10 protein-coding genes and 5 pseudogenes are annotated in these 16,082 nt (G+C 70.0%); 7 read left to right on the top strand and 8 right to left on the bottom strand.

The genetic code is table 11. From position 1 onward, the window contains the following. Position 1: 1 nt before the first annotated feature. Positions 2–1,267: an MFS transporter gene (locus BMG07_RS24715; protein WP_198086758.1), complete on the bottom strand. Its 1,266-nt coding sequence runs from the start codon at positions 1,265–1,267 to the stop codon at positions 2–4. 8 nt (positions 1,268–1,275) lie between these two features. Further along, positions 1,276–1,799 (bottom strand): annotated as a pseudogene (locus BMG07_RS24710) (N-acetyltransferase family protein). A 48-nt stretch (positions 1,800–1,847) separates the two neighbouring features. On the opposite strand from BMG07_RS24710, the gene BMG07_RS24705 reads away from it, so the two are divergent. Further along, positions 1,848–2,795 carry a LysR family transcriptional regulator gene (locus BMG07_RS24705; RefSeq protein ID WP_198086771.1) on the top strand — a complete coding sequence of 316 codons (948 nt, stop codon included), beginning with the start codon at positions 1,848–1,850 and terminating at the stop codon, positions 2,793–2,795. A 15-nt stretch (positions 2,796–2,810) separates the two neighbouring features. On the opposite strand, the gene BMG07_RS24700 is transcribed toward BMG07_RS24705, so the two are convergent. From BMG07_RS24700 to ppc, 4 genes and pseudogenes are all read right to left on the bottom strand, one after another. Beyond that, positions 2,811–4,055 carry an MFS transporter gene (locus BMG07_RS24700; protein WP_198086757.1) on the bottom strand — a complete coding sequence of 415 codons (1,245 nt, stop codon included), beginning with the start codon at positions 4,053–4,055 and terminating at the stop codon, positions 2,811–2,813. A 166-nt stretch (positions 4,056–4,221) separates the two neighbouring features. Then, a complete protein-coding gene (locus BMG07_RS24695; protein ID WP_269759361.1) occupies positions 4,222–4,854 on the bottom strand; it encodes a hypothetical protein in 633 nt (210 codons plus the stop codon). A 42-nt stretch (positions 4,855–4,896) separates the two neighbouring features. After that, positions 4,897–5,166: pseudogene (locus tag BMG07_RS24690) on the bottom strand (GFA family protein); the annotation flags it as partial. Positions 5,167–5,261: 95 nt separating this feature from the next. Then, positions 5,262–8,104 (bottom strand): annotated as a pseudogene (ppc, locus tag BMG07_RS24685) (phosphoenolpyruvate carboxylase). Between the two features lie 101 nt (positions 8,105–8,205). Here ppc and hemC point away from each other — a divergent pair. The 4 genes and pseudogenes from hemC to BMG07_RS24665 all read left to right on the top strand — a co-directional run bounded on the left by hemC (position 8,206) and on the right by BMG07_RS24665 (position 12,278). Continuing rightward, positions 8,206–9,111: a hydroxymethylbilane synthase gene (hemC, locus tag BMG07_RS24680; protein ID WP_269759356.1), complete on the top strand. Its 906-nt coding sequence runs from the start codon at positions 8,206–8,208 to the stop codon at positions 9,109–9,111. A gap of 16 nt (positions 9,112–9,127) precedes the next feature. Beyond that, positions 9,128–9,896, top strand: a pseudogene (locus BMG07_RS24675) (uroporphyrinogen-III synthase). Continuing rightward, on the top strand, positions 9,893–10,987 hold the full coding sequence (locus tag BMG07_RS24670) for a uroporphyrinogen-III C-methyltransferase (RefSeq protein WP_198086755.1): 1,095 nt from the start codon (positions 9,893–9,895) through the stop codon (positions 10,985–10,987). Before BMG07_RS24675 ends, BMG07_RS24670 begins: the two are co-directional and overlap by 4 nt. Positions 10,988–10,994: 7 nt before the next feature. After that, a complete protein-coding gene (locus BMG07_RS24665; RefSeq protein WP_198086754.1) occupies positions 10,995–12,278 on the top strand; it encodes a heme biosynthesis protein HemY in 1,284 nt (427 codons plus the stop codon). Between the two features lie 15 nt (positions 12,279–12,293). Here the strand turns inward: BMG07_RS24665 and BMG07_RS24660 are convergent, their stop codons facing one another. Beyond that, on the bottom strand, positions 12,294–13,865 hold the full coding sequence (locus BMG07_RS24660) for an MFS transporter (protein WP_198086753.1): 1,572 nt from the start codon (positions 13,863–13,865) through the stop codon (positions 12,294–12,296). 109 nt (positions 13,866–13,974) lie between these two features. On the opposite strand from BMG07_RS24660, the gene BMG07_RS24655 reads away from it, so the two are divergent. Then, positions 13,975–14,841 (top strand): LysR family transcriptional regulator, encoded by an 867-nt coding sequence (locus BMG07_RS24655; RefSeq protein ID WP_198086752.1) that lies wholly within the window; start codon positions 13,975–13,977, stop codon positions 14,839–14,841. A gap of 46 nt (positions 14,842–14,887) precedes the next feature. Here BMG07_RS24655 and BMG07_RS42725 read toward each other — a convergent pair whose 3' ends face one another. Next, positions 14,888–15,388 carry a hypothetical protein gene (locus BMG07_RS42725; RefSeq protein ID WP_269759355.1) on the bottom strand — a complete coding sequence of 167 codons (501 nt, stop codon included), beginning with the start codon at positions 15,386–15,388 and terminating at the stop codon, positions 14,888–14,890. Between BMG07_RS42725 and BMG07_RS42720 the strand changes: the two are divergent. Then, positions 15,344–16,082: pseudogene (locus BMG07_RS42720) on the top strand (hypothetical protein); the annotation flags it as partial. The gene BMG07_RS42725 and the pseudogene BMG07_RS42720 sit on opposite strands and share 45 nt — an antisense overlap.

Genomic DNA, 16,082 nt, shown 5'->3' with positions numbered 1-16,082 from the left:
GTCAGTGAGTCACAGGAGCGGTCGCGCGCGCACGGTGCAGCCGTGAGAAGCGCGCGATCATCCACGGCCCCAGCAGCGCACCGAGGCCGACCGAGCTCCATGCCGCCACCCAGCCGTGCGTGCTGCCGATGCCGAAGCGCGTCTGCCCCCAGTCGAGCGCAAGGCCGAACACCCAGGGGCTGAGCGCGCCCGCACCGAAGCCCATCACCGAGCGCACCGAGAACGCCACGCCCAGCCGGTGCGGCGCCACCACGTCGGCCAGCGCGGTCGAGTAGACCGACGAATCGGCGATGGCGCACAGGTTGTACACGGCGGCCATGGCGGCCAGCAGCCACAGCGGCCAGGTCCACATCCAGCCGAACGCGAAGGACATGCACAGGCTCGCGAGCGTGGCGATCATCATCACCCGCGCGCGGCCCAGCCGGTCGGACGCGGCGCCGCCCGCCACGCTGCCGAACACGCTGACGAGATGGGCCAGCGCCGCCAGCGCGACGCCCGCGCCCTGCCACGACGTGGCTTCGCCCGACGAGGCCACCAGGTAGGCCGGCAGCCAGGCCCACAGCGCCATCAGTTCCCAGCAGTGAAAGGCGTAGGCCCAGTTGCCCGCCATGGCCGGCTTGTCGCGCACCGTGGCCGACAGCGCCCGCCACGTGCCTTCGCGCGGCGCGCCGGGCACGGGCGCCGAGGGCGGGCGCATGCGCTTCAGCGCCTGCACCGTGAGCAGCGCGCCCACCACCGTGCAGCCCGCTGCCGCCCACAGGCCGAGCCGCCAGTGCTGCCAATGGCTGAACGCGGCGACCACCGCGAGCGACAGCGCATAACCCAGCGACGACGCGCCGATGAACAGCCCCATCGCCCGGCCGCGCACCGCGGGCTCGGTATTGCGCGCCAGCAGTTGCAGGCCCGGCGTGTACGAGGCGCCGGCGCACAGGCCCGCGATTCCGTAGAGCAGCAACGCCGAGAGATGGTCGTGCGCGAACACCGCAAAGGCCAGCGCCGCCGCCGAGCTGACGGCGCTCCCCGCGAAAAAGATGCGGTGCGGTCCGTAGCGGTCGGCCAGCAGGCCCACGGCGAACAGCGAGCTCATGTAGCCCACGTGCCATGCGCTCTGGATGGAACCGGCCTGCGCCGCCGTCATGTGCCAGTCGGCCATCATGAAGGGCAGCACGCCGGAGTAGGCGGTGACGATCATGGCTTGCAGCAGCCGGCTCGCGCACAGCAGCGCGAGCCACCCGCGCAAGGGCTGCGTGGTGGTGTCGTCGGGCATGGCCGCGCTCAGCGCAGCGCGCGCTGCATCAGCACGGTGTCGACCCACTGCCCGAACTTGAAGCCCACGTCGCGCAGCACGCCGACCTGCGCGAAGCCCAGGCTGCCGTGCAGCCGCTGCGAGCCCATGTTGGCGCTGTTGCCCACGCACGCGACCATCTGCGTGAAGCCGCCGTCGGTGCAGCGCTCGATCACGGCGCGCAGCAACGCGGTGCCGATGCCGTGGCCGTGCATGCCTTGCGCGACGTAGACCGAATCTTCGACCGTGTGGCGGTAGGCCGAGCGCGCGCGGTAGGCGGTGGCGTAGGCGTAGCCGGCCACCTCGCCGTCCTTCAGTGCCACGAGGTAGGGCAGGCCGCGCGCGGCCACGTCGCGCGGCGCGCCTGCATCTGCTCGACGGTGGGCACTTCTTCCTCGAAGGAGCACAGGTCGTGCAGCACGTAGTGGCGGTAGATGGCCTGCACGGCGGCCATGTGGCGGGGCTCGGCGTCGATGACTTCGACGGCGATGGAGGCGATGGATGGCGATGACATGGCCCGATCTTGACGAGCCATGGCTGATAAGTGAAGCTTGGGAAGCCTATACGACGCATAAGGAATACTTTGGAAAAGACGCTCAACCTCGACCAGCTCCGCTCGTTCGCGTTGGTGATCGAAACGGGCAGCTTCTCGGCCGCCGCCGACCGCCTCGGCATCTCGCAGCCGGCCGTGAGCCTGCAGGTGCGCCAGCTGGAGCGCCGGCTCGCGGTGCGGCTGATCGAGCGTGTCGGCAAGCGCGCCAAGCCCACGCCGGCGGGCATGGAGCTGCTGCGCCATGCCCAGCACATCGAGACGGCGGTGGAGAACGCCGTCGATGCGCTGGCCGACCACGCAAGCGGCGTCACGGGCCGCGTGCGTCTCGGCACGGGCGCGACGGCCTGTCTGCACTTTCTGCCGGCGGTGCTGCGCACGCTGCGCGAACAGTTCCCGGCGCTCAGCGTGGTGGTGAGCACGGGCAACACCGAGGACCAGGCGCGCAAGGTGGAAGAGAACAGCCTCGACCTCGCGCTGGTCACGCTGCCGGCGGCGGGGCGTTCACTTGCGGCAATGCCGGTGCTGCAAGACGAGTTCGTGGCCATCGGCCGGGCGAGCGTCGAGCCGCTGAAGGCGCGCGTGTCGCCGGCTGACCTGGGCGCATTGCCGCTGGTGCTGTTCGAGCCCGCCGCGAACACGCGCAAGCTGGTCGACCGCTGGTTTGCCGCCGGGGGCCTGCAGCCGCAGCCGGTGATGGAGCTGGGCAGCGTCGAGGCGATGAAGGAGATGGTGGCCGCGGGGCTGGGCTATGCCATCGTGCCGGGCATGTCGATGGCGGGGCGCGGCACCCATCCCGAACTGAAGACCAGCCGGTTGAACCCCCGCATGCAGCGCACGCTGGCCGTTGTCGTGCGGCGGGACAAGCCCGTCAACAAGGCCTTGCGCGTGGTGCTCGACGCGATCGTGGCGGCCGGAAAACCCGGCCGCCATCACCGTCACCACCAGCCAGCTGACTGACTGGAGAGCGCGCAGTTATTCCGGAATGGCTGCCAGCGACGCACCGCCGCGCGCACGCCCCAGCGTGCCGACGATCAGCGCCGCAATCAGCACCAGCACGCCGCTGAGCACCATCGCGCTCGAGATGCCGTAGCCGTCGACCGTCACGCCGCCGATCAGCGCGCCCGAGGCAATCGCCACCTGGAAGCCGCTCACGAGCAGCGCCTGGCCGGCTTCGGGGGCGTCGGGCACGGCCTCCATCATCCAGCCGGTGAGCGCCACGGGAATCAGGCCGAAGGCCACGCCCCAGATCACGACCACCACCGCGCCCGGCACGAAGCCGGTGCCGACCACCGTGGACAGCAGCAGCGCCGTCGCGAGCATCAGCGCCGCCAGCAGGGTGGTGGCGCGCACGCTGCGGGCCACCAGGCTGCCGCCGACGAAGGTGCCGATGAAGCCCACCGCGCCGTACACCAGCAGCAGCGTCGACACCGAGTTGGGCGCCAGGCCGAACACCTGTTGCAGCAGCGGCTTCAGATACGTGTAGGCCGCGAAGTGGCCGGCAATGAAGAACAGCACCGCGAGCAGCCCGACCTGCGCCATGCGGCGCGTGAGCGGTGTCAGCAGGTCGCGCGCGCCGATGGCGCGCAGCGGCGGGATCGCGGGCAGCAGCCACAGCTGCACCAGCAACACCACGGTGGCGAGCGCACCCGTCACCGCGAACGAGGCACGCCAACCGAACAGCGTGCCGAGGAAAGAGCCGGCCGGCACGCCGAGCACGGTGGCGGCCGACACGCCTGCCAGCACATACGACATGGCCCGCGCTTGCGAGGCATGCGGCACCAGCTGCGTGGCGGCGGCGGGCGCGAAGGTCCAGAAGCCGCCCACGCAAAGGCCCAGCAGCAGGCGCGCGACCAGCATGGTGGCGAAGTTGGGCGCGAACGCGGCCAGCAGGTTCGACGCGATGAGCAGGGTGGTGAGCGCGATCAGCACGGTGCGCCGGTCGAGCTTGCCCGAGGCCACGATCAAAGCCGGGCCGGCGAACGCGGCCAGCACGCCGGGCATCGTGACCATCAGTCCTGCGGTGCCGTCGGACACGTTGAGGCCGCGTGCAATGTCGGTCAATAGGCCGATGGGCATGAACTCGGTCGACACCATCGCGAAGGTACCGACGGCGATGGAGCCGACCGCGAGCCAGGCCGAGCGGGTGGCCGGCACGGGCGCCGAGGCCGGTGCGGCCAGGTCGTCGATGCAGGGGTTGCTGCTGGGGGAATTCATCATGGAATGCTGTCCTTGGAGGCATCGACGACGCACACGTCAATGCCGGTGAAGAGGCATTGGAGTGTGCGAGCGGTCGCCTTTGCGACAAAGGGGCCGGGCAGCAGTAGTCAGTTTCCCTGCGGCGAACAATCGGCACTTGGGGCGGCTATCGCCACCCGGTTGCTGGCTAGGGCAGCGCCCGCAGCACCCGGCCGTCGGCAATGAACGAGTCGCCGATCAGTACCCGGAAGGCCGTGCCTTCGGGAAAGCGCGGTCGTGCCAGGGCCGGGGAAAGGAATTCGAGATCGAGCGAGGCGGGCTGCCCGCGCTCCAGCGCGTCGCCCGGTGGTACCACCCAGCGCGCCGAGAAGCCTTCCTTGTCGAGCACCAGCGCGCAGCGGTATTCGCCGGGCGCGATCGGCACGTCCTGCGAGGGAATGGCGGCCTTGCGGAACGTGAGTTCGACCCGCGCGTGCGGCGTGAACGCACCCAGCGTGTCGAAGCTCGGCGGCGCATCGCTCACGGGCTTCGGCGCGCGTCGCGGCCGCTTGGCAATGAGCCATGCAATGACGTTGCCGATGATCGGCACCCACAGCACCATCAGCAGCGTGGCGATGTCGCGCGTGGTGGTGCCGGGTGTCGCGTAGTGCCGCACCACGCGCCGCCGACGGCCACGCACAGCAGCACCGCGACGATGACCTTGCGCCGGAACTGGATCTTCGTGCCGCCGCTCATGCCTTGGCTGCGCCGCTTCGGGGAACGAGGGAATGTCGGACGCGTGGTCGAGCCACGGCACCTCGTGCGAGGTCCAGATGTGCATGGACGGGCGCTCGCCCGGATCGTCGTCCAGCGAGCCCACGCGCAGGATCACCTGCGGCTGCGCCACCCATTCGGCGATCAGCTGCGTGCCGCAGCGGGTGCAGAAATGGCGCAGCTTGCCGGGCGTGGATTCGAAGGAGCCGATGGCCTCTTCGCCGGCGGTCCAGCGGAAGTCGTCGCGGTTGGTGCGCGCGGTGGTGGTGAAGGCCGCGCTGTGCGCCTTGCGGCAGGTCTTGCAGTGGCAGTGGACGATGGGTCCGGACAGGCGCGCGGCCTCGTACTGGACGGTGCCGCAGAGGCAGGAGCCTTTCATGGCGTTTTCTTTCGGTGGTCGGGGCTGCGAGTCTATGCCCGCGGAAAAGAGAAACGGGCCCGTCGGGGCCCGTGTTCATATCGCCTTGCGTGGCTTCAACCGGTGTTGCGCAGCCCGCCGCCACCCCGTTGATCGAGATGTGGATGCCGCGCTGCAGCCTTTCGCCGCCGTCGCCCGCGCGGTAGCGGCGCATCAGCTCGACCTGCAGGTGGTGCAGCGGGTCGATGTACGGGAAACGGTGGCGCACCGAGCGCTGCATTTCGGCGTTGCCCTCGAGCCGCTGCCTGGCGCCGGTGATGAGCGTGAGCGCGTCCGACGTGCGATGCCATTCGGCGTCGATCATCGAGAACACCTTCTGGCGCAGCTTGCGGTCGGTCACCAGCTCGGCATAGCGCGAGGCCAGCGCGAGGTCGCTCTTGGCCAGCACCATGTCCATGTTCGACAGCAGCGTGCGAAAGAAGGGCCACTGCTCGTACATGCGCTGCAGCAGCGCCTGGCGCTCCTTCTTGCCCGCCGCGTTGCCGGCGGCGGCCAGGAACTGCTCGACACCCGAGCCGAAGCCGAACCAGCCCGGAATCGTCAGGCGGCACTGGCCCCAGCTGAAGCTCCACGGCACCGCGCGCAGGTCGTCGATCTTGTGGCTGGGGTTGCGCGACGCGGGGCGCGAGCCGATATTGAGCTCGGCGATTTCGCGGATCGGCGTGGAGCCGAAGAAGTAGTCGCCGAAGCCCGGGGTTTCGTACACCAGCTTGCGGTACGCGGCCATGCTCGCGGTCGACAGTTCGCCCGCGGCCGACAGGAAGGTGGCGGGCGCCGACTTGCCCTGGGGCAGCAGCGTGGCCTCGAGTGTGGCGGCCACCAGCGTCTCGAGGTTGCGCCGGCCGATTTCGCGGTTGGCGTACTTGGAGCCGATGACTTCGCCCTGCTCGGTCAGGCGGATCTGGCCGCGCACGGTGCCGGGCGGCTGCGCCAGGATGGCCTGGTAGCTCGGGCCGCCGCCGCGTCCCACCGTGCCGCCCCGGCCGTGGAACATGCGCAGGCGGATCGGCTTGGCCTTCTTCTTGTTGAGCTCGTCGAACAGCGCCACCAACGCGATGCCGGCGCGGTACAGCTCCCAGTTGCTGGTGAAGATGCCGCCGTCCTTGTTGCTGTCGGAGTAGCCCAGCATCACGTCCTGTTCGGCGCCCGAGCGTTCGATGAGCGCCTGGATGTTGGGCAGCGCATAGAAGGCGCGCACGATGGGCGCGGCGTTGCGCAGGTCTTCGATGGTCTCGAACAGCGGCACCACGATGAGGTCGCAGGTCGCGTTGCTGTTCATCGCACCGCGCAGCAGGCCCACTTCTTTCTGCAGCAGCAGCGCTTCGAGCAGGTCGCTGACCGTTTCGGTGTGGCTGATGATGTAGTGGCGGATGGCCGCCGCGCCGTAGCGCGCGCGCGAGGCGCGGGCGGCGGCGAAGATGGCCAGCTCGCTCCTTGCGAGCGGCGAGTAGTCGGCGTCGGGCACGCGCAGCGGGCGCGCGTCGTCGAGCAGCTTGAGCAGCAGCGTCTGCTTGGCTTCTTCGGCCAGTGATGCATACGAGGGCTCGATGCGCGCGGTGGCCAGCAGCTCGGCGATCACGGCCTCGTGCTTGTCGGAGCTCTGGCGCAGGTCGACCGTGGCCAGGTGAAAGCCGAACACCTCGACCGCGCGGATCAGCGGACGCAGGCGCGGCGCCGCGAGCACGCTGCCGTGCTTTTCGTCGAGCGACTCTTCGATGGTGCGCAGGTCGGCCAGGAACTCTTCGGCCGTGGCGTACGGGTTCTGCGGCGCGACCGCGTGGCGCGCGGCCTCGCCGCCGGTGAGCTCGTGCAGCGTGGCCGCCAGGCGCGCGTACACGCCGGTGAGGGCGCGGCGGTAGGGCTCGTCCTTGCGGTGTTCGCTGGTGTCGGGCGAGCGCTCGGCCAGCGCCTGCATCTCGACAGACACATCGACCAGCGTGGCCGACAGCGACAGCTCGCCGCCCAGGTAGTGCACCTCGGTGAGGTAGTGGCGCAGCGCCAGTTCGCACTGGCGGCCGAGCGCGTAGTTGAGCGTTTCGGCGGTGACGTTGGGGTTGCCGTCGCGGTCGCCGCCGATCCACTGGCCCATGCGCAGGAAGGGCGCGACCGAGGGCGCGTGGCCGCCTTGCGCCAATGCGTTCTCGAGGTCGGCGTACACGCGCGGAATCTCGCGCAGGAAAGTGGCTTCGTAGTAGCTCAGCGCGTTCTCGATTTCGTCGGCCACGGTGAGCTTGGAAAAGCGCAGCAGGCGCGTCTGCCAGATCTGCGTGACGCGGGTGCGCATCTGCGTTTCGTTCTCGGCGAACTCGAGCGGCGAGAGCGTGTCCTTGCCGCCGGCGTAGGCGCTCTGGCGCAGCTTGATCTCGTCGCGCGTGGTCAGCAGCAGCGCAATGGCGCGCTCGGCGTCCAGGATGCTCTTGCGCTGCACTTCGGTCGGGTGCGCGGTGAGCACCGGCGACACGTAGCTGTGGGCCAGCGAGGCCACGATTTCGTCGGGCTTCACGCCCGCCTTGCGGATGCGGGCCAGCGCGGTCTGCAGGTCGCCCTCGGCGCTTTCGCCGGCGCGCTCGGCCTCGGTGCGGCGGCGGATCTGGTGGCGGTCTTCCGCGAGGTTGGCCAGGTGGCTGAAGTAAGTGAAGGCGCGGATCACGCGCACCGTTTCGGCGGCGCTCAGGCCCTTGAGCAGGTTCTTCAGCGCGCGGTCGGCGGCATGGTCGGCGTCGCGGCGAAAGGCCACCGACAGCGTGCGGATCTTCTCCACCAACGCATACGTTTCGTCCCCTTCCTGCTCCCGGATCACATCGCCGAGGATCCGGCCCAACAGCCGGATGTCGTCGATCAGCGGCTGGTCTTCGGCTTGGCGGCGCTTGGGAGGAGCAGTTGTCTTGCTGGCTTTCATTCGATTTTTTTCCTGATCTTGAATGGGTGCGCCGCCTGCGTTGTTGCGGCGCAACATGCTAGCATTCCGGCGGTCTGAAACATGTACTTTTGGGAACGGTCTTGAGCAATATCGTGATCGCCACGCGCGAAAGCCGGCTGGCCTTGTGGCAAGCCGAGCACGTGCAAGCGCTTCTGCAAGAAAGAGGCCACACGGTCAGCCTGCTGGGCCTGACCACCACCGGCGACCAGATCCTGGACCGCACGCTGAGCAAGGTGGGCGGCAAGGGCCTGTTCGTGAAAGAACTGGAACTGGCGCTCGAAGAAGGGCGCGCCGACATCGCCGTCCATTCGCTCAAAGACGTGCCGATGGACCTGCCCGAAGGCTTCGTGCTGGCCTGCGTGCTGGAGCGCGAAGACCCGCGCGACGCGCTCGTGTCCCCCCGTTATGCCTCGCTCGACGAACTGCCGCAGGGCGCGGTGGTCGGCACGTCCAGCCTGCGCCGCATGGCGCTGCTGCGCGCGCTGCGGCCCGACCTGCGCATCGAACCGCTGCGCGGCAACCTCGACACCCGCCTGCGCAAGCTCGACGAAGGTCAGTACGACGCGATCGTGCTGGCGGCGGCCGGGCTCAAGCGGCTGGGGCTCGAAAGCCGCATCCGCGTGGCCTTCGACGCCGACACCATGCTGCCCGCCGCGGGGCAGGGCGCCTTGGGCGTCGAGGTGCGGGCGGACCGCGCCGACCTGATCGAACTGCTCGCGGAACTCAAGCACCAGGGCGACTGGCTCTCCACTGCCGCCGAACGCGCCGTGAGCCGCGCCATGGGCGGCAGCTGCTCGATGCCGCTGGCGGCGCATGCCCGCTGGCAGGCCGACGGCGCACTGCGCATCGATGCCGCATGGGGCGACCCCGAAGGCAAGGCGCCCCTGGTGAAGGTGCATGCGCTGGCCCCGGCCGGCGACTTTGCACAGGCCGACGCACTCGGCGAACACGCCGCCGCCTTGCTGCGCGCCGCCGGCGCCCACTGATACCCGTGGTCATCGCATGACCGCCCGCACCGTCATCGTCACGCGCCCCGAGCGCGAGGCGGCGCAATGGGTGGCCGACCTGCGCGCCGCCGGCCTCGACGCGGTGGCGCTGCCGCTGATCGTGATCGCGCCGGTTGCCGACGCCGAGCCGATGCGCCTGGCATGGGCACGGCTGGCCGACTACGCCGCGCTCATGTTCGTGAGCGCCACGGCGGTCGAGCACTTCTTTCAGCACGAGGCGCCGGGCGCAACCGCCGGCCGCCGCTTCTGGGCCACGGGCCCCGGCACCACGCGGGCCTTGCTGCGCGCGGGCGTGCGCCGGCGTGGATCGACGCCCCGCCGCCCGAAGCCACGCGCTTCGATTCCGAGGCGCTGTGGGAGCGCGTGCAAGGCCAGGTGTCGGCCGGCGTGCGCGTGCTGATCGTGCGCGGCGGCGACGAGGCCGGCCGCCCGCGGGCCGCGACTGGCTGGCCAACGAGATCGATGCGGCGGGTGGACAGCGCGACACCGTGGTGGCCTACCGCCGCCTGCCGCCGTCGCTGGACGTCGTACAACGTCGGCTCGCCATCGACGGCGCCGAGGGCCGCGCGATCTGGCTCTTCAGCAGTTCCGAAGCCATCGGCAACCTGCGGCGCGCGATGCCCGGCACCGAGTGGCACGCCGCGCGCGCGGTCGCCACCCATGCACGCATCGGCGAAGCCGCGCGCGCCGCGGGTTTCGGGGCGTTGCGTGTATGCACACCGTTGCAGGATGCGCTGATCGCGTCGATAGAATCCTTGGCATGAGCGCCGCGTCCCCGTCCGACGACCCTTCTTCCTTTTCCGCCTCCCCGGCGCCGGTGCCCGCGACTGTGGCCCCCCACCAGACTCCCGCCGCCCAGGCCGCGGGGGCGCTGATCCTGTCGCGCCTGGGCTTCGGCCTCGTGGCCTTCATTGCATTGATCGCGCTGATCCTGGCGATCGCGCTGTGGCAGAAGGTCAGCGGCATGAAGGAGCAGCTCGCGCGCCAGAGCGCCGATGCCATTGCGCAGTCGATGGAGGCGCGCACGCTGGCGCGCCAGGCCAGCGACACCGTGCGCGATTCGGCGGCCCGCGTGGCCCTGGTCGAAACGCGCGTGGCCGAAGTGGCGCTGCAGCGCTCGCAGCTCGAAGATCTCATTCAAAGCCTCTCGCGTTCGCGCGACGAGAACCTCGTGATCGACATCGAGTCGGCCGTGCGCCTGGCGCTGCAGCAAGCGCAGGTCACGGGCAGCGTGGAGCCGCTGCTGGCCGCGCTCAAGGCCGGCGACGTGCGCATCTCGCGCGCCGCGCAGCCTCGGCTCGCGCCGCTGCAGCGCGCCATGCAGCGCGATGCCGACCGCCTGCGCAGCAGCGCCAGCGTCGACAACGCCGAAGCCCTGCAGAAGGTCGACGAGCTGATGCGCAGCGTGGACGACCTGCCGACGCTCAACGCCGTCGCCCTGCGTGGCACCGGCGCCAATGCGTGGCAGGTCGAGCCGATTCCCGCCGATGCGCCCTGGTGGCGCCGCGTGCTGCTCACCATTCGCGGCGAGGCCCGCTCGCTGGTGCGCGTGGGCCGCATCCAGAGCCCGGAGGCGATCCTGCTGGCGCCCGAACAGTCTTACTTCCTGCGCGAGAACCTCAAGCTCAAGCTGCTCAATGCGCGGCTGTCGCTGCTGTCGCGCCAGGTCGATGCCACGCGCACCGAGCTGGCCCAGGTGGCCGCGTCGCTCAACCGCTACTTCGACCCCGCGTCGCGCCGCACGCAAGCGGCCGCCACGCTGCTGCAGCAGTTGCAGCAGCAGGTGAAGACGACCGAGCCGGTGCGCATCGACGACACGCTCGCGGCACTGCTCACCGCGGCCGCAGGACGCTGACCTGCACATGCGCGCAGCAATCTGGCTCCTCGCACTGTTCGCCGTCGCCGCGGCAGTGGCTCTTTTCGCAGGCAACAACCAGGGCACGATCACCGTGTTCTGGCCGCCCTGGCGTGTCGATCTTTCGCTGAACCTGGTGCTCGTGATCTTGCTGGTGGCCTTCGTGCTGCTGCATGCCGCGCTGCGGGCGCTGGCGGCGTTGTTCTCGCTGCCGAAGCAGGCGCGCCAGTGGCGGCTGCAGCAGAAGGAGCGCACGCTGCATGCGGCGCTGCTCGACGCGATGGTGCAACTGATTTCGGGCCGCTTCTCGCGTGCGCGCAAGGCCGCGCAGGCCGCGTTGACGCAGGAGAAAACGCTGTCGGCGCTCGGCGCCAGCCTGCCGCAGGCGCAGCAGGTGCGCGTGCTGTCGCACCTGCTGGCGGCCGAAAGCGCACAGGCGCTGCAGGACAAGCCCGCGCGCGATTCCCATCTGCAGCAGGCGCTGAACGAAAGCGCCGACCGCACCGTGCTGTCCAGCCCCGAGACGCGCGAAGGCGTGCAGCTGCGCGCCGCGCGCTGGGCGCTGGAAGACCGCGATGCGGCCGCCGCGCTCTCGCGGCTTGAAGAATTGCCACAGGGCGCCCAGCGCCGCACGCTCGCGCTGCGACTGCGGCTCAAGGCGGCGCGCCTGGACCGTCGCACGCTCGAGGCGCTCGAAACCGCGCGCCTGCTGGCCAAGCACCGCGCCTTCTCGGAGGCTGCGGCGCAGAGCATCCTGCGCGGCCTGGCGACCGAACTGCTGACGGGCGCGCACGACCCGGCGCAACTGCTGCGCGCCTGGTCCGAACTCGACGCCAACGAACGCGCCATGCCCGAGGTCGCGATCCACGCCGCCCAACGCATGGTTGCGCTGCGCGGCGACCTCGCGCTGGCACGCGGCTGGCTGCTGCCGGCCTGGGAGCGCATGGTCGCGAACCCGCGCGGGCTCGGCGATGCATTGCGCGTCAAGCTGGCGCGCGCGCTCGAAGCGGGGCTCGATTCGGTCGATGCCGACTGGCTGGCGCGCATCGAGAGCGCGCAGCGCAACAACCCGCGCGACCCCAATCTGCAGTACCTCGCGGGCATGGCCTGCATGAAGCGGCAGCTGTGGGGCAAGGCCCAGCAGCTGCTCACGCAGGCCGGGCTGGGGCTGCAGGACACCGACCTGTACCGCCGCGCCTGGCTGGCGCTGGCTCAACTGGCCGAAGACCGCAACGACACCGCGCAGGCCGCTGAAGCCTGGAAGCGCGCGGCGCAGGTCGAAAGCGCCTGAGGGTTCCGGGCGCCTTCAGGAGCAGGCGGACTCTTCGGTCTTCAGGCTCGACGGCTGTTCCGCCTCCGCCGGCTTGCCGCCACCGAAGATCAGCAGGCTGATCCCGGCCAGCACCCACACGCCGATGCCGCCGTAGAGCATCACCAGCCCGAAGCTGTTCACGAGCGCCGCATGCACGGTGGCGCCCGACGGATCCGCCTGCGACAGCGCCGGAAAACTCTCGCTGAGCGATGCGAAGCTGCCCGCCGCGATCTTCTCCGACAGCGCGCGCAGTTGCGGCGCATCGAGCGACGCCGACAGGGCCGTCCGCAGCTGCGAATGAATGCCCTCGAGCAGGATGAAGCCCATCAGCGCGATGTTGATGGCCAGCGTGATCAGCCGCGCGCTCATGTCCATGCCCGAGGCCATGCCGGCGCGCGTGGCGGGCACCGAGCCGGTGGTGGTGTTGGTCACGGGCGTGTTGGTCAGCCCCAGTCCGATGCCGGCCAGCAGGCAGCCGGGCAGCATCGTGACCCAGCTCGCGGCCGCCATGCCGCTGCCGTAGCGCATCGCCATGAAGCCCAGGCCGATCACGAACAGGCCGGCGGGAATCACCACGCCCGGGCGCCAGCGCAGCGACAGCCGCTCGGCCAGCGGCGGCATCACCAGCGTGGGCAGCGTGTACGCCAGCAGCGCCGAGCCGGCCGTGACGGCGTCGTAGCCCAGCCCGCTCTGGAAGTAGATGGGCAGGTAGATCATGAACGGCCAGAAGCTGAAGTTCATGCCGATGGAGCCGATGATCGAGCCCGAGAAATTGCGGATCCTGAAGACAGAGAAGTCGAACATCGGATGCGGGTGCGTCTTCTCGACCCACAGAAACATCGCGAAGCTCGCGACCGACGCCGCGAGGATGCCGAGCGCCAACGGGCTCGTGAAGCCGATGCCCGGCCCCTGCGTGATGAAGTACGTCAGCCCCAGCACCGCGAGCGACAGCGTGACGATGCCCGCGAGATCGAGGCGCTGCGCGTCGGGGTCGCTGGACTCTTCCACGCTGCCCAGCACGAGCGCGAGTGCCAGCACGGCCAGCGGCACGTGGACCAGGAACACCCACTGCCAGCTCGACAGCGCGACGATCGCGCCGCCGATGATCGGCCCGAAGCCCAGCCCCATGCCGAAGACCACGCCCCAGATGGCGAAGGCCTTGCTGCGCTCCTTGCCTTCCTGGAACTGGTGCGAGAGCACAGCAAGCTGGCAGATCAGCATCGCGCCGCCGCTCAGGCCCTGCAGGAAGCGGCTGAAAATGAGCACCCACGCGTTCTGCGCGAGGCCGCACACCAGCGAGGTGAGGCCGAACAGCACCACGCCCACCAGCAGGATGCGCTTGCGGCCGTAGCGGTCGGCCAGCGTGCCGGCGGCCATCAATACCGTGGTGCAGGCGATGGTGTACGCGTTCATGATCCACTGCATGTCGCTGAAGTCGCCGTGCAGTTCTTTTTCGAGCGTGGGAAGAATGACCGGCACGCTGGAGATTTCCAGGCCGAACATCAAGGCAATCAGGCAGATCGCGGCGAGCGCGATCCGGTTCTTGCCGGCGTGAGAGAGGGGCATCGAGCGTCTTTCCGAAAGAGGTTTTGGGCGCGATTCTGGTGAAACCTTCTTCATGATGGAAATGATTTAATTTCCTAAAATTCATGAAGAGTCATCATTTATCTTTGCCATGGATTTCGACCCCACGCTGCTGCGCGCCTTTGTCGCCGTCAAGGAAACCGGCGGCTTCACGCGTGCCGCGCAGCGGCTGCACCTGACGCAGTCCGCCGTGAGCCACCAGATCCGGCGGCTCGAAGAGCAGGTGGGCCGGCCGCTGCTGCACCGCACGACGCGGCGCCTCACGGTCACCGAAGACGGCGAAGACTTTCTTCGCTACGCGCGGCAGATCCTCGAAACGCTGGACGCGATGACGCAGCGCTTCCAGCCTTCGCCGATTTCGGGCGTGGTGCGTTTCGGCGTGCCCGACAACTTCATGGGCGACCGGCTGCCGCCGCTGCTGTCGCAGTTCGCGCGGTCGTTTCCGGCCACGCGCATGGAGGTGAGCGTGAGCATGCACCTCGACCTGCGCGCGATGATCCGGGCCGGCGAGCTCGACCTGGCGGTGGTGATGTCGCCGCCCGACTGCGTGGAGGGCGCGCGCCTGCGGCGCACGCAACTGGTCTGGGCCGCCGCCGAAAACTTCGAGCCACCCGCGGGCGCATCGCTGCCGCTGGCGTTCTTTCCCAAGCCTTGTGTGAACCGCGAGGTGGCCGGCGCCGCGCTCGACGCCGCGACCGTCGAGTGGCACGTCGTCTTCACTTCGGCGAGCCCGCACGGCATTCGCGCGGCGGTGCTGGCGGGGCTGGGCGTGACGGTGCTGACGCGCGAGGACGTGGAGCCGGGCATGAAGATCGTCGACGGCCGCTACGGGTTGCCGCCGCTGCCGAGCGTCGATTTCTCGTTGATCTGGAGCGAGGGCGGGCAGACGGAGTGCGCCTGCCGGTTCGGGCAACTGATCCTGGAGATGCCGGACTTGCCGGGGTACGAGAAGGCATGAAAAAAGGCACCCGAGGGTGCCTTTTTCATTGGAGAGCGCGTGTCGCTCAGAGGGCGCGTTGCTGCTCCTGCTCGAACGGCAGCGACATCGAGCCGAGGTCGCGGCGGGTTTCGACCAGCACCAGCGGGCCTTCGTCGAGCACCACCACCGGCGGGCGTTCGCGCGGCACGTGCACCGGCTTCGGTTCGGCGGCGATCGCGGCGCGGGCTTGCGCAATGCGCTCGGCGTCGGAGTTGACCCACTGCAGGCCCGAGCTTTCGGCGATCTGCGCGAGTTCGTTCAGCGGCAGCTCGAAGGGCTGGACCTTCGGCAGCGCGCGGCCGTTGGCGACGGCAGCAGCGGCGGGTGCCTTGGCGGGCTCGACCACGATGGGTGCCGCGGGAGCGGCAACCGGTGCTGGCGCGGGGCGCTCGGCGCGAACCGGCTCGGGCGCGCTTTCGCGAACCGCCGGTGCGGCGACGACGGCTTCGGCAACCGCCTGTTCCGAGGCGTGCGGCAGCGGTTGCTGCTGCTCGCGCGAGGCCGGGGCTTCCTGCGCGTCGCGCACGTCGGCCGTGGCGGCTTCGGGTGCGCCTGCTTCGTTCTCGTCGCGCGGGCCGCGTTCGCGGCGGTCACGGCCGTAACGGTCACGCGAACGGCCGCGGCGCTCGTCGCCTTCGCGGCGCGGTGCCTGCTCGTTGTTGCCGTTGAAGGCTTCGCTGCCTTGCTCGACGTCGGCTGCCGCGGCTTCCGCACCGCGTGCATCGGCTTCGGCTTGCGGCGCGTCGTTGCGGCGTTCGCGGCGGCCGTCGTTGTTGCGCTCGCCTCGTTCGCCACCACGGTCAGCGCGCGGGGCGCGCTGTTCGTCGCGGCCGTTGCGGGGCTGGCGTTCGCCTTGGGCGGTTTCTTCGCCGGCGGGTGCCGCGTCGTTGCGCGGCTGGCCGTTGTCGCCATTGCGCTCGGCGCGTTCGCCGCCACGGTCGTTGCCGCGTTCCGCACGGTCACCACGTTCGCCGCCGCGCTCATTGCGCTCGCCACGTTCACGGCGTTCGCCGCGGGCGCGCGGTGCGCGTTCGCCGTTGTTGCCTTCGTCGCCGGCACCGGGTGCCAGTTGCTGGGCTTCGAGGTTTGCAGTGCCGTCGAGCAGGGCTTCGGCCGGCGCGTTGCGGCCTTCGCCTTCGCGGCGCTCGCCACGGCCGCCACGGCGCTGTTCGCCGTCGCGCGGTGCGCGCGCTTCACGCGGCTCGCGGGGTTCGCGTTGC

The sequence above is a fragment of the Variovorax sp. E3 genome, assembly GCF_016082275.1.
Lineage (GTDB): Bacteria > Pseudomonadota > Gammaproteobacteria > Burkholderiales > Burkholderiaceae_C > Variovorax.
The sequence above is the reverse complement of the archived record's forward strand: the minus strand, read 5'-3'. Positions and strand labels throughout refer to the sequence as shown.

Coding starts and splice junctions, on each gene's coding strand:
- BMG07_RS24715 (WP_198086758.1), bottom strand. CDS start 1,267: ATGCCCGACGACACCACCACGCAGCCCTTGCGCGGGTGGCTCGCGCTG.
- BMG07_RS24700 (WP_198086757.1), bottom strand. CDS start 4,055: ATGATGAATTCCCCCAGCAGCAACCCCTGCATCGACGACCTGGCCGCA.
- BMG07_RS24695 (WP_269759361.1), bottom strand. CDS start 4,854: ATGCACATCTGGACCTCGCACGAGGTGCCGTGGCTCGACCACGCGTCC.
- BMG07_RS24670 (WP_198086755.1), top strand. CDS start 9,893: ATGAGCGCCGCGTCCCCGTCCGACGACCCTTCTTCCTTTTCCGCCTCC.
- BMG07_RS24665 (WP_198086754.1), top strand. CDS start 10,995: ATGCGCGCAGCAATCTGGCTCCTCGCACTGTTCGCCGTCGCCGCGGCA.
- BMG07_RS24660 (WP_198086753.1), bottom strand. CDS start 13,865: ATGCCCCTCTCTCACGCCGGCAAGAACCGGATCGCGCTCGCCGCGATC.
- BMG07_RS24655 (WP_198086752.1), top strand. CDS start 13,975: ATGGATTTCGACCCCACGCTGCTGCGCGCCTTTGTCGCCGTCAAGGAA.